Below are 12,999 nucleotides of genomic sequence, written 5' to 3' on the forward strand. Positions count from 1 at the left end.
CTCCTTTGCTGATCTGGTAACGATACGCTTGGCAGCGTGCGTCTTTGGCTAAGAAAGACGCGTCGCAGACCCGGGTCAGGAATGGATTCCGACGATGCCGCCCCGTGCGGCAAAGTTTTGCAAGGAGCAACACATGCATCCGATCTGCTTAACAGCCGCCTCTGCGTCGTGTCGGCCGGAGAACCTTCTGGTTGCGGGGCACAAAAGCTCCGAGCTTCGGCGTCATGTCGAGTGCCTGGTTCATTCCCTTCGTCTGATCTTCTGCCCCACCTTGATCGCCGAGCCCTGAAAGGCTCCGATCGGCTCAGTGTCGTCTTCACATCTTTGATGAATAACCCCTGACTGGCTCCAATGTTAGTTGGCTCACGTACGTGAGCGTAAAAAAAATAATTGAATGTACCCATCCTTAACCGGGAACTTGCGTGATGAATCTAAAAGATATTCTGGTAGCCACCGCCTTGGCTTCTATCAGCGGTGCTGCGTTGGCCGATGCAGCCACCGAGAAAACAGTAGAAACCGAGGTCTGCTACGGTGTGGCCAAGGCAGGGCACAATGATTGCTCCGACAGCAGTTGCCTGCATGACTGCTCGGAATCGAGCAAGGTCGACAATGACCCGAACGAGTGGATGGCTGTGCCCAAAGGCACGTGTACGCAAATGGGCGGGGTGCTCAGAGCCCAGCCTTATGCATGCCAGGCCGATGAGCAGACGGAAACTTCGGTGAAGAGTGCGCAAATGGGCGAGCGCCTGTTCAATCAAGGCGATCATACCCGTGGTATTCCTGCGTGTTCTTCATGCCATGGCGTGGCCGGTGATTCGCAAAATGCCGACTATCCGAAGTTGTCAGGACAGTTCGGCAAATACCTTGACTCCCAACTGCGTGCCTTCCGCGACGCTTCTCGCCCGTCCCCTGTCATGGTAGCGGCTGCCAAATCCCTGAATGACGAAGACATTGCCAACGTGGTGCAGTACCTGGTCCAGCCCTCGACAACAGCGGTGCCGGCGACGGTGCAAGGTCAGGCTGATACGACCGGCCCGGTAACGGCGGTCACACGCTGATAACAGCGACTGCGCCGGGATGAAATCCCGCCTTTTTAAATACACTCACCTTACGCTGCTCATGCGTTGAATATCGACTAAGTATCACAGTCGATTGCGTGGTTAGTTGCGCGGGCGAGGCGTTATTAAGTTGCAGGTTTTAATGCGGCTCGACGGCCGTCGAGTGTAAAAAAGCAAAATAAAAAAAGACAAAGGCTTGTTGATTTAAAGATGGTTTTCAGTATTGTCTGTCTATGGACGCCACCGCTTGAAAGGGACTGCAAACATGTCGGGTGAAAATGTGGAATATGACTCAGTGGCTGACCGTTTGAATTCGGTGATAGTGAGTTCATTCACGGGGCAATGCGTTGAGCAGAAGGGCACCTCCAAGTATGAATTCAGGCAAGACGAATTTTGGCGCAAGCTGGAGCGTTGGCATTCGGTGGATGCGGATACATTTCTCAATCATCTCTGGCAAGAAAAGAATGCGGTGACTAGTGTTGCGGTACTGGGCGATCTCATCAAAGATATAACGCCTGCCGGTTTTGTGAGCGATATTGAGAAGGGCCATCAACTGGCCCCGATGTCGATAAGACTGACACCCTATATTTTGTCATTGATTGATTGGTCTAATCCTTATTTTGACCCGTTGCGTCGACAGTTCTTGCCACTGGCGTCGGAAATCGAAGTTGATCACCCCATGGTCCAGCTTGATCCGATGGGCGAACAGAATGACTCCCCCGCCATGGGCCTTACTCACCGTTACCCGGACCGTGTGTTGTTTCTGGCAACCAATGTATGCCCGGTCTACTGTCGTTACTGCACCCGTAGTTATGCGGTGGGGCTGGATACCGATGTGGTGACTAAGCAGAAAATCAATGCACCTGGAGAGCGTTGGGAGCCGGCGTTTCGCTACATAGCAGCCAACTCCAGCGTGGAGGATGTGGTGGTTTCCGGTGGCGATGCTTATCGCCTCAAAGCGCGGCAGATCACTGATATTGGCGAGCGTTTGCTGGAGATTCCCCACGTGCGGCGCATGCGTTTTGCCACCAAGGGGTTGGCTGTACTGCCGATGAAAATCCAGAGTGATCACGAATGGACCGATGCCATCGCTCGCTTGTCCGATCGTGCACGCAAAATGGGTAAGTCGATCGCCATTCATACGCACTTCAATCACCCTAATGAAATTACCGACATGACGGTGAAGGCACTGCGGATTTTGTATGAGCGGGGTGTGGAGGTCAGAAATCAGGCGGTTATCTTGAAAGGCGTTAATAATAACGCGACGGACATGCATCGGCTGAATGAGTGCCTGGCGTATTGTAATGTGCGTCCATATTACTGTTTTCAAGGTGACATGATTCGGGGCGTAGAAACACTAAGAACCAGCCTTGCCGACTCTATCGCCCTGGAGAAGTCGACGCGCGGCTTAATCGCCGGGCATAACACGCCGCACTTTATTGTGGACTTGCCGGGTGGTGGCGGTAAACGTGATATTCATAGTTTTGATTATTATGACAAGCACGTAGGTGTGGCTGTTTACCGAGCGCCAGCGGTTAAGAAAGACAAGTTCTTTTTGTATTGTGATCCGTTGCATACGTTGGCTTCGGATGTTCAGGCGTTGTGGCTGAGTCCCGCGTCGAGGACGCAGTTGCTGAATGACGTTGTACACGCTGCATACTAACGAAATGTTCAATCACCGTGAATGGAAGCATCGAAATGAACCAAGTTAATAAGATTGATTGGATTCGTCACCAGGACTACCTTCAGGCCATCGCGCAGTCCAAGTCGACGGGTAAGCCGATACTGATTTATTTCAATAGCCGCTCATGTGGCGGTTGTAACCGGCTGGTGGACAGTGTTTTGAATGATCCGCAATTGATTGGAGCGGTCAGCGGCTCGGTGATTCCAGTCTGGGTCGAAGTGGAAAACGACAAGCCGGATCCACGTATTTCAGAATTGGTAGGCAGCCACATTTTTATTATGTCGCCGGTCCTCCAGCTTATTTCCAGTGAGGGGGATATTTACCACAAGTTCCTGGGCGCTCCCCTGCACACAAGGCTGGACTTGGGTTATTGCCGTGTGCATCACGATGTGGCCGGTGATATCGATGCCAAAGAAGTCCTCGCGCAATTGTCGGTAGGCCTGGCTAAACAGGCGATGGCCTCCCACAACTATAGCGTGGCTGAGTCTCTCCTGAGAAAAGGACTGGATACTCGCGATGCCGAAAGTATCGCAGTGCGTGAAGCTGAGTACTGGCTGCCGATCGCCCAGGCGCGTGGGCAATATCCTGAAGACAGCCTGCCCGAAACGGGGATTGCGCAGACCCCTATCGCTCGAGAAGTGCGACGTTTTTGCAATACGCTGATTCAAGTGCCGGATCATGAATTGATGGTCGACTGGCCCGGCGTACAGGGTGAAGGCGGTTGGGCGCATTACACCGACTGTCTGCGTGAACTGTGCCTGGGTATTTATCAAATGCTGATGGATGTTGCCACGGACGCAGCGCAACAGCGAAACGCGCAAGGTCGAGGCTTGAGTCGTGCGCAGATGATCGTTCGTGACTGGCAAGTGGCATTCCGGGATCTGCAGGCCAGCCTCATCGGGCTCAAGGGCGCTGAATACGATCAGCAGCATCTCCATCAGAATTACACCCTCGGCAAGCAGCGCACGATCCGCAACAATATTGTGCACTGCGTCATGGCTGAGTTCTGGGCGCATGCCCCCGCCATACGTTCGACCCTGGAGGCGAGCCGCTCGAATATCGAGAGAACGGATAAGGTCAGCCCGGCGATGCTCAACTGGGAAAAATATGGCCCAGCGCCGTCTAACTTCGGCAACCTCCATTCTCTGCTGGCGCTTTGGGAGCAGCGTCATCAGCAATTGGTTGAGGAGTTCTCGGGTATCAGCGATGCCGAGCTCGACGCCACCCGCAGCTGGTGGGAGGACTCACCGGTCTCGATAAAATTCCGTATGTGCCGCTTGGGTTGGCATTTCCATGATCATGCAGCGGTTGTCGAAACCATCTGCCAGCGCATCGGCCACGAACGTTCGGAGACGGAGTTGCTGGCCAAGCTTCTGTTTAATGCGCTTGGACGTGCCGAAGGGGAAATGGTTGGCTTGTCTCACGAAGAACAGCACGCGCTTTTCGCCAATGCCGCGCAGCAATTGAAAGAGCGCAGTGACGAGCTTGCCCGGGTTTACGAGGGGTATCTCAATAAGTCCAATGCTGGCGCCCATGCTCCATTGAAAGCCCAGTCGCAAGCAGCTGCGGTGTGAATGACCCGGCGGCGCGCCTTGCGCGCCGCTTCAAGGATGGAACCGTGATGAATATAGTGCAGCAGATGTTTGGTGATCAAACCGAGACGTTCCTGGGAACATGCTGGCCGAAACACGCCTACGTCGCGGACGGTGAGATGAGCCGGTTCAGCGCGTTGGCAGCCTTGGATGAGTTCCAGGATATCCGCAAGCTCTTCAGTGCACTGCCGGGATCTGTCGATCTGCTTTTCCCCGGAGGCAAACGTATCACCGTGGCAAAGTCAGCCGACGCTCTTGCGCCTTACAACGACGGTGCCGCGATGGTTTATATAAAGGACCTGGAAGCGATTCCGACCATTTCCAAGGCCTGTGATGAGCTGGCCAGTGTGTTGGATATTCCACGGCACTATGTCAGCTGTGAAGCGTTTGCCGCCAACTATGGCGTAGAGGTCGCCACGCACTTTGATCACGAAACGAATTTCATGATCCAGATAAAGGGCGAGAAGACCTGGGCCTTTGCCGAAAATACCGCATTGCCCGATCCGATTTATCCGTTTTTCCCAAACAACCCGAACCGCTTTTACACCGACGGTATTCAGCCCTATACAGGGGCGGCCTTACCGCGCGTGATGCCTGAAAATAAACAGGTGCGGTTAGTCAAGCCGGGCACCACAACCTTTATGCCGCGTGGCTATTGGCACAGTACGGTGGCCCATGAGGAGTCGTTTTCAATAGGCTTCGTGATTAATCCTCCGACGCTGGCCGATCTCATTACCTACGCCGTGTTGGAAAAGTTGCATGGCATTGAAGCGCTCAGGGCGCACCCGCTTGATACGTTATCGGTACAGGCGCGCACGTCGATTCTGGAGAGTATTCAGCAGGGTCTTGATGAAGCCGGGAGGTTATCCAGCCAGTTGACGCCCGAGCAATTGCTTCAACGCTATAAGCAATCACGTAAAGGCAATGTGCGTACGTTGAGCGCTCTTTAAGTACGATTTAACCAGCGGACCTCTCGCCATGCGTGCAGCTCAAAGTTTATTTATCGGGATAACCGCCCTGATGCTCGTCAATGCAGTGGACGGGCTTAAGGAAGTTTACTTCGGTATGTTGGTACAAGCGCTCGACACGGTTGTCGTGACATTCGTGTTGTTTGCCATCGCTTGGCCGGTGTTTTTTATCAGTTACCTGTTGAACCCCGGTTCAGCCCGCGGGATGCAAAGCCTGACCACCCACAAAGCGTCCGTGAGACGTTGCGTGGTGATGTTGAATTTCAGTTCGGCTGCGCTGTGGATCTCTTTTCTGTGTGCCTTGAAATGGGTCGAACCGGCAATTGTCAGTGCGCTGGTGGGCGGTGTCGGGATGGTGTCGGTATTGATACTGAACAAGCTGATGCGCCCGTCGGCAGTCATGATCGGTGCCGATTATTTGGCCGCTGGTCTTATCGTTTTCGCCAGTCTCTATTTGTGCTGGGCCTCATTTGCTGACCGCACCGCGGTCCAGGATGAACCAGAACGGTATCAGGTATTACTGGGTTATCTGATGATGCTGGTGTGCGGTGTTGCCATGGCATTGACCACGATTCTTTCAAAAATGGTCGCCGACCATGGTGTATCCAGTCGTTATCTCTACGCACATCGGTTTTATCTGTTGCTGGCGATTTCGGGCACCTACGCAGCGTTGAATACCGGCGCGCTGTCTGCGGTGGTCGAGCATCTAGTGACGTTAACCCTGCTGGCATTGGGAGGCGTGATATTACCGCTGCTTTTACTCCAGGAAGGCATAAAGCGCTGCGAACCTGTGACCATTGAAGCCATCCTGGCGATGGCACCGCTATTTACGATCATTTTTCAAGCTGCTGATTCGAGGCTGACGTTTTCAATGTTCAGTTTCATCGGCGTCATCCTCATTTGCATGGCGGCCACCTATAACGGTTATGCCCATTTAAGTCGGCTGCCGACTGAAGGAGTTAACGTATGAAATATGCGGTGATTGTTGATGCTTATTCCACCGGTGCGCGCCTTGCTGACGAACTTAAGCTCCGTGGCTTTGCTTGTATTCACGTGCAGACATCCGCTGAAATTCTCGATTACGACGTCGATAGCTTTCAGCCCGATGATTTTCAGCACCTGTTTGTCGCGACCCAGGATCTCAAGGCGTTGACCGACGCTCTGGCTGTTTTTGAGCCGGCCTTTATCATTCCGGGGTGTGAGTCTGGCGTTGAATTGGCGGACCAGCTCAGCGAGTTGATGGGCACGCCGGGAAATGGCACGGCATTGTCCCCTTGCCGCCGCGATAAATGGCATATGGCGCAGCGCCTGCATCACCTGGGGATTCCGGCCGCACGCGTCGCGCTGATCCATCACGCACACGATATACCCCAGGCCATCGATTTGATTGGCGACTGGCCGGTGGTCATCAAACCCGTGAACAGCGCGGGTGCCGACGGCATCTACTTTTGCTTTGATCAAGAGCAAGTCCGTCACGCCATCGACAAAGAGTTGGGCCGGCTCAACGAAATGGGGTTTATCAATGATCGCATGTTGGCAATGGAGCATCTGGCTGGGCAGCAGTACCTGATTCAAGCGGTTTCACGAGACGGCGAGCACTTGGTGTTTGAAATCTGGCGAGACAATCGCAAGCGTGTACTGGGCGCTGGCGTGGTCAATGACCGCGAAGTGCTGATTGATCTGCAATCACAAGAGGCCGCGCCGATCATCGCTTATGTGCAACGTTGCCTGGATGCCTTTGGAGTGCACATTGGGCCTTCGTTTCTTGAAGTGATGGTGACAGCGGACGGCCCCAAGTTGATCGAGTGGGCGGCCAGGATGATGGGCACCCAGGAACTCAGCGCAATGACGCGTGTAAGTGGGGTGAATGCGGTCAATCTGTGCGTGGCCTGTTACGCCGACCCAACGGCGTTTGATGCCATGCTCGATAAAGTCAATCGTTCGAATGCGACCTGTGAAGTCATCGGCATGATCAATAGCGTGTCAGGCACCGTTGTGCATCGGCATTGGCTCGATGAGCTGAGCGCCAGGCCGAGTTTTTTCAAGATGATCAGAGCTCCGCAGATAGGCGACAGTGTTGCGCCCACCATCGGCATTTCGACCAATTACGGGTTTATCTACCTTATTCACGAAGACCCGGCGGTCACCTATGCAGACTACCTGTGGATCCGTGAGAAAGAGGCTCAAGCCACCGGCTTTTTTGACGTGAAACTCAGTAGCGCAGTTGTCGCGCACCTGTGCTGAGCGCTTTGTCGCACCTGGCCCGAACCTTCCAATTGGCGGAGCATCGCTCATGAAACTTTATGTCGATCATCAATGTACTTCACCGTTCGCGATGTCGGCCTTCGTGGCCCTTCGTGAGTGTCAGGTGGCGTTTGACATGCACTATCTGAACTTGTCCCGTGGCGATCACCACCAGCAACCCTTCAGTGAGGTTTCGCTGACGCAGCGTGTACCGACGTGGGTGGAGGACGGATTTTCGCTGACCGAATCGTCCGCGATTGCCGAGTACGTGAATGAGTGTTCGGTGAACAAACCGTTGTATCCCATTGATGCGCGGGCGCGAGCCCAGGCCCGGCAGATTCAGGCTTGGTTGAGGAGCGATTTTTTCAACTTGCGCGGCGAGCGGCCCACCGAAACCATCTTTATTGAACCTGCCCATGAGCCGCTCGGGCCACTGGCTGCGAGCGACGCGCGACGGCTGGTTGAGGGCTTGTCGCACAGCTTGCGCGACGGCCGGATGTTTTTACTGGGCGAGTGGTGTATTGCCGATGTTGATGCTGCAGGCATGTTGAATCGGCTTATTTATAGTGATGATCCAGTTCCTGATGTACTCAAAGATTACGCACTTCGGGCATGGGATCGTGCGTCTGTTCGTGAGTGGCTGGAGATTGACCGTAGCAGGGCGCGGGCAGGCTGAATCAAGGTGTGAGCCCGCACCGGCAGAAATAAGAAACCTAGGGATGGCACATGGAATTATTCAACACACTGGGTAAGACGCTAATGCCCTTCGTCCCGGTTGCAGGGAAAAACGTGGGGTTTTATGCGTGTGGGCCGACGGTTTATCACTACGCCCACATCGGCAATATGCGTACCTACATATTTGAGGATGTGCTCGCCAAAACGTTACGCGAGCAGGGTTTCAGTGTGCGGCACGTGATGAACATCACGGATGTCGGCCACCTGCAATCGGACGCTGATTTTGGTGATGACAAATTGATGCTGGGGGCGGCGCGTGAACAGAAAACCCCTTGGGAGGTTGCTCGGTTTTACGAGGAGGCATTCTTCAGGCACAGCGCGTCGTTGAATGTAAAACGGCCGGATATCGTATGCCGAGCGACGGAGCATATCCCTGAAATAATCGCCATGGTCGAGCAACTGTTGGAAAAAGGCGTGGCTTATATCAGTGCCGGAAATGTCTACTTCAGCCTGGAAAAATTTCCCACCTATCACGAACTGGGCCAGCTGAAACTTCAAGACCAGCAAGCTACCGACCGGGTTGCTCATGACCCGCTGAAGCGCTCACAGTCGGATTTCGCGTTATGGTTTTCGACGTCGAAATTTCCCGATCAGATCATGAAGTGGGAATCGCCCTGGGGGCTTGGGTTTCCGGGCTGGCATATTGAATGTTCGGCTATGGCAAGCCGCTATCTCGGCGATCGAATCGACATCCATTGCGGGGGTATTGACCATATCAATGTGCACCACTCCAACGAGGTGGCCCAGTCGGAATGCTGTTTTGGCCACCGCTGGGTCAATTATTGGTTTCACTGTGAGTTTCTCAATGTCGATGCAGAGAAAATGTCCAAGTCCAAGGGCGAGTTCCTCACAGTCGACACACTGATCGATAAAGGCTACGACCCGCTCGCGTTCAGATTGCTGGTACTGGGATCCCATTACCGCAGCGCGTTGACGTTCTCGTGGGATGCCCTGGACGCAGCGTCGACCGCCTTACGCAAGGCTCGGCTGCGTATCGCGCAGATCCAGGGCGACAATGTCCAGCCGCAGGCTTCGTTCTCGCCAGAGTATGTTGCAGCTAAAACGCGTTTTTTCGGCGCGCTGGATAAGGATCTGCATACGCCAGGGGCGGTTGCCGAGCTGTGGTGGGTGCTCAAGGCTGATGTGTTGGATGACGCCGAACGCCTCGATTTACTGCGTAGTTTTGACGGCATACTCAGCGTGGGCTTGTTTGACGAGGTACAGGTTGAATTAACCCAGGAGCAGGCAAGTTTGATTGAGGCGCGACGTGTCGCACGCCTGATGAAGAACTGGTCAGAGTCTGATCGGATCAGGGACTTGCTGTTGGCGCAGGGTATCGGTGTCAGCGATCTGAAAGCTTGAGGCATCTGTGCATTGAACAAGGAGCGGCATTGTGGATGTAGCGCTAATCAGGCAGCAGTTTCCGGTCTTTTCCGTGCCCTCTCTGGAGGGTGCGGTATTTTTTGACGGCGCTGCAGGCACGCAGATGTGCAGCAGGGCACTGGAGGCGAGTGTCAGGGCGTCCATTGAAAACAACGCGAATCTGGGGGGGCATTTCTCGACCTCCATCATTGCCGAGCAGGATCTCGACCGCGCGCGATCGGCTGCAGCGGCACTGCTTAATGCATCGTGTGCGCAGGAAATTGTCTTCGGCCAGAACATGACCGCCCTGACGTTTCATATGTCGCGTTGCATCGGGCGAAGCCTGCGCAAGGGCGACGAGATCGTCCTGACCCGTTCAGACCACGAAGCCAATATCTCCCCTTGGCTTGAATTGGCAAAAGACCTGGAATTAACCGTGCGCTGGCTACCTTTCGATTTCGAAACCTATGGTTTTGATCTATCCCAGGCAGCCTCGTTGATCACTGAGCGCACCCGGGTCGTAGCCTTGAGCTATGCGAACAATGTCACGGGCACGATTAACGATGTAGCAGCAGTTGCAGCGTTGGCCAGAAACATGGGCGCGATCGTCTACGTGGATGCGGTTCAGTACGCCCCGCATGGCGTGATCGACGTCCAGGCCTTGGGGTGTGACTTGCTGGCCTGTTCTTCGCACAAGCTCTATGGACCTCATCAGGGGGTTCTGTGGGGCCGTCTTGCTCTGCTTGAGCAGCTCATTGCCTACAAACCTCGACCTACGCTCGATAAGCCTCCCTACAAGTTCGAAACCGGAACTAAAAGCAGGGAGGCCATCGCGGGTGTGGGAGGAGCGATCGAGCATTTAGCGTGGATAGGGCGCACCCTGGGTGGCAGCCCTGTGAATGGGAGCCAACGCAATCAGATCGTGAGTGGCATGCACGCGGTGATTGCCCATGAACAACGCTTGGTGCAAGAGGTGTTGGCGGGGCTCGAAGCACTGGACGAAGTGAAGATTTATGGCCTATGCAAGCCCCATGATCTGCAATGTCGAGTTCCAACCCTGTCTTTTACACTCAAGTCGACGCCCAGTGCGGTGGTCTCCCAGCATATGGCCCGGCAGGGCATTCGCCTCTGGCATGGCAATAACTTCAGCCCTGAAACCCTCCATGCACTCGGCCTTGACCAGAATGATGGTGTGGTCCGAATCAGCTTTGCTCAGTACACGTCTTCGGAGGATGTTCAGCGCTTCCTCTTGGCCATGCAGCATTTTCGCTGAGAGGCGTTGAGCCGCTGATGGCCGCCAGGATTATGAGGCAATCGCGGGTGAGCCCTGGCGCGAAGCACCCAGGAACCGCAACAACGCCACCAGCGGGAACGCACTGCCCACCAGCATCACGCCCAGCCAGCCGCCGTGTTCATACACGCTGCTGGCAATCGCCGAGCCGAAGGCGCCGCCGATGAAGATGCTGGTCATGTACAGCGCGTTCAGGCGGCTGCGGCTGTTGGCGTCGAGGGCGTAGATGGTGCGTTGGCCGAGGACCATGTTCATCTGCACGCAGAAGTCCAGGACCACGCCGGTCACCGCCAGGCCGATCACGCTGTACAACGGGTGCACAAAGGCTGGCAGAAAACTCAACGCGGCAAACAGCATGGCCAGCAGTGAAGCGCGGTGCGTGTGCCCGGCATCGGCCAGGCGCCCGGCGATAGGCGCGGCGATGGCGCCCAGGGCGCCGACCAGGGCAAACAGGGCGATTTCGCTTTGGCTCAGGCCGTGGTTACGCGCCAGCTCCAACGGTGCAGCGGTCCAGAACAGGCTGAAAGTGGCGAACATGCAGCCTTGGTAGAAGGCGCGCTGACGCAGTAGCGGTTGCTTGCGCAGCAAGGTGCCCAGCGAGCCCAGCAGTTGGCCGTAACTGGCGCTGTGGTCGGGTTGGCGCTTGGGGATAGTCAGCATCAGCACGGCACTGATAAACACCATCACCGCGGCCGCCGCCATGAACATCGCACGCCAGCCAAAGTGGTCAGCCACCAGGCTGGACACCGGCCGCGCCAGCAGGATGCCCAGCAACAGGCCGCCCATGATGCTGCCGACTACACGGCCTCGGGACTCGGCGGGCGCCAGGTGCGCGGCCAGCGGGATAAGAATCTGTACCGAGACGGAACTGAAGCCGATCAGCAACGACACAAGCAGGAACACATTCGGCTGCTCGGCAAACGCCGCACCCAGTAGGCTGGCGATGGCCACCAGGTTGGTGATGATCATCAGCTTGCGGTTTTCCAGCAGGTCGCCCAGCGGCACCAGAAAGAACAGGCCCAGGGCATAGCCGATTTGCGTGAGTGAGACAATCAGGCTCGCCAGTGCCGGGGTCAGGCCGATGTCCGGCGCGATCAACTCGATGATCGGCTGGGCGTAGTAAATGTTGGCAACAATGGCGCCGCAACAGAACGCAAACAGCATCACCATGCCTCGGGTCATGGTGCTTGAAGCGTGTGAGGTAGCGGTCATGGTGTTCTCATTCAAGCGAAGGAAGGTAGCGGGCGAGAATAAAGACAACGCCTGCGCCGGTGTAGAGCGCGCGCATTGATATCACTCATGCCGCAAATTAATGACTGAATCGTTAACTTTTGGGGCGAGCGCCAATGATACATTCAGGCATAACTGTCGAAACAGGAAATCCACTGCGATGAAAATCACGCTGAACAAGATGCTCCTGGCCTCCACCCTGGCTGCGGCCATGGCCATCGGGCTGGCCAACGCCGCCGAAGCCCCACGGGTCGGCGTACGCGGCGCCATTACTGCGATGGACGGTGACGCGATGCACGTCAAGGTCAACAGTGGCGAAGAGGTGGTGGTGCATCTGACGCCGGCCACCCAGGTACGCGCCGTTACCCTGGCCAAGATCGATGAGATCAAGCCCGGCAGCTACATTGGCTCGGCCGCCATGCCGAACGCCGATGGCACCCTGACTGCGCTGGAAGTCCACGTATTCCCACCGGCCATGGCCGGCACGGGTGACGGGCACCGCGCGTTTGATTTGAAAGAAGGCAGCAGCATGACCAACGGCACGGTTGGCGACCTGGTGGTCAGCAACGGGCGCACCCTGACCGTGAAGTACAAAGGCGGCGAGCAGAAGATTGTGGTGCCGGATGATGTGCCAATCGTGAACCTGGAGCCGGGCGATCGCAGCTTGCTCAAGGCGGGCGTGAAGGTGGTGTTGTTTGCGGCGCAGGGCGCGGATGGGACCATTACGGCCCAGGCGATCTCGGCCGGCAAGGATGGCGTGACACCGCCGATGTAACGGACCCAACACAAAACAAATGTGGGAGCTGGCTTGCCTGCGATAGCATCCCCTAGGTGT

Annotated in this window: 11 protein-coding genes; 10 read left to right on the forward strand and 1 reads right to left on the reverse strand. The window is 55.7% G+C overall.

The features are described from left to right. Positions 1-425: 425 nt before the first annotated feature. The 9 genes from HU759_RS09895 (at position 426) to HU759_RS09935 (ending at position 10,916) form a co-directional block, all read left to right on the forward strand. On the forward strand, positions 426-1,058 hold the full coding sequence (locus tag HU759_RS09895) for a DUF2282 domain-containing protein (RefSeq protein WP_017136223.1): 633 nt from the start codon (positions 426-428) through the stop codon (positions 1,056-1,058). Positions 1,059-1,323: 265 nt separating this feature from the next. Then, on the forward strand, positions 1,324-2,721 hold the full coding sequence (locus tag HU759_RS09900; RefSeq protein WP_017136224.1) for a KamA family radical SAM protein: 1,398 nt from the start codon (positions 1,324-1,326) through the stop codon (positions 2,719-2,721). Between the two features lie 35 nt (positions 2,722-2,756). Continuing rightward, entirely contained in the window at positions 2,757-4,316 is a 1,560-nt protein-coding gene (locus tag HU759_RS09905) for a thioredoxin family protein (protein WP_017136225.1), read from the forward strand. After that, positions 4,313-5,284, forward strand: coding sequence for a cupin domain-containing protein (locus tag HU759_RS09910; protein ID WP_157786482.1), 972 nt, complete (start codon positions 4,313-4,315; stop codon positions 5,282-5,284). The genes HU759_RS09905 and HU759_RS09910 overlap by 4 nt, the downstream gene beginning before the upstream one ends. Before the next feature lie 28 nt (positions 5,285-5,312). After that, positions 5,313-6,272 carry an EamA family transporter gene (locus HU759_RS09915; RefSeq protein ID WP_186617335.1) on the forward strand — a complete coding sequence of 320 codons (960 nt, stop codon included), beginning with the start codon at positions 5,313-5,315 and terminating at the stop codon, positions 6,270-6,272. Further along, positions 6,269-7,546 (forward strand): ATP-grasp domain-containing protein, encoded by a 1,278-nt coding sequence (locus HU759_RS09920; RefSeq protein ID WP_017136228.1) that lies wholly within the window; start codon positions 6,269-6,271, stop codon positions 7,544-7,546. The genes HU759_RS09915 and HU759_RS09920 overlap by 4 nt, the downstream gene beginning before the upstream one ends. 49 nt (positions 7,547-7,595) lie before the next feature. Further along, positions 7,596-8,222: a glutathione transferase gene (gene yfcF, locus HU759_RS09925; protein WP_017136229.1), complete on the forward strand. Its 627-nt coding sequence runs from the start codon at positions 7,596-7,598 to the stop codon at positions 8,220-8,222. Between the two features lie 50 nt (positions 8,223-8,272). Then, on the forward strand, positions 8,273-9,643 hold the full coding sequence (gene cysS, locus HU759_RS09930) for a cysteine--tRNA ligase (RefSeq protein ID WP_017136230.1): 1,371 nt from the start codon (positions 8,273-8,275) through the stop codon (positions 9,641-9,643). Positions 9,644-9,674: 31 nt separating this feature from the next. Further along, positions 9,675-10,916 (forward strand): cysteine desulfurase-like protein, encoded by a 1,242-nt coding sequence (locus HU759_RS09935; RefSeq protein ID WP_017136231.1) that lies wholly within the window; start codon positions 9,675-9,677, stop codon positions 10,914-10,916. 30 nt (positions 10,917-10,946) lie between these two features. Here the strand turns inward: HU759_RS09935 and HU759_RS09940 are convergent, their stop codons facing one another. After that, entirely contained in the window at positions 10,947-12,146 is a 1,200-nt protein-coding gene (locus HU759_RS09940; protein ID WP_170039945.1) for an MFS transporter, read from the reverse strand. A gap of 178 nt (positions 12,147-12,324) precedes the next feature. Between HU759_RS09940 and HU759_RS09945 the strand changes: the two genes are divergently transcribed. Further along, a complete protein-coding gene (locus tag HU759_RS09945) occupies positions 12,325-12,939 on the forward strand; it encodes a DUF5666 domain-containing protein (RefSeq protein ID WP_017136233.1) in 615 nt (204 codons plus the stop codon). Positions 12,940-12,999: the final 60 nt, after the last annotated feature.

The sequence above is a fragment of the Pseudomonas sp. OE 28.3 genome, from assembly GCF_014268205.2.
Lineage (GTDB): Bacteria > Pseudomonadota > Gammaproteobacteria > Pseudomonadales > Pseudomonadaceae > Aquipseudomonas > Aquipseudomonas edaphica.

Excerpts from the sequence above, each read along its gene's own strand:
- cysS (WP_017136230.1), top strand. The coding sequence starts at position 8,273 with ATGGAATTATTCAACACACTGGGTAAGACGCTAATGCCCTTCGTCCCG.
- HU759_RS09905 (WP_017136225.1), top strand. The coding sequence starts at position 2,757 with ATGAACCAAGTTAATAAGATTGATTGGATTCGTCACCAGGACTACCTT.
- yfcF (WP_017136229.1), top strand. The coding sequence starts at position 7,596 with ATGAAACTTTATGTCGATCATCAATGTACTTCACCGTTCGCGATGTCG.
- HU759_RS09900 (WP_017136224.1), top strand. The coding sequence starts at position 1,324 with ATGTCGGGTGAAAATGTGGAATATGACTCAGTGGCTGACCGTTTGAAT.
- HU759_RS09945 (WP_017136233.1), top strand. The coding sequence starts at position 12,325 with ATGAAAATCACGCTGAACAAGATGCTCCTGGCCTCCACCCTGGCTGCG.
- HU759_RS09895 (WP_017136223.1), top strand. The coding sequence starts at position 426 with ATGAATCTAAAAGATATTCTGGTAGCCACCGCCTTGGCTTCTATCAGC.
- HU759_RS09915 (WP_186617335.1), top strand. The coding sequence starts at position 5,313 with ATGCGTGCAGCTCAAAGTTTATTTATCGGGATAACCGCCCTGATGCTC.
- HU759_RS09940 (WP_170039945.1), bottom strand. The coding sequence starts at position 12,146 with ATGACCGCTACCTCACACGCTTCAAGCACCATGACCCGAGGCATGGTG.
- HU759_RS09920 (WP_017136228.1), top strand. The coding sequence starts at position 6,269 with ATGAAATATGCGGTGATTGTTGATGCTTATTCCACCGGTGCGCGCCTT.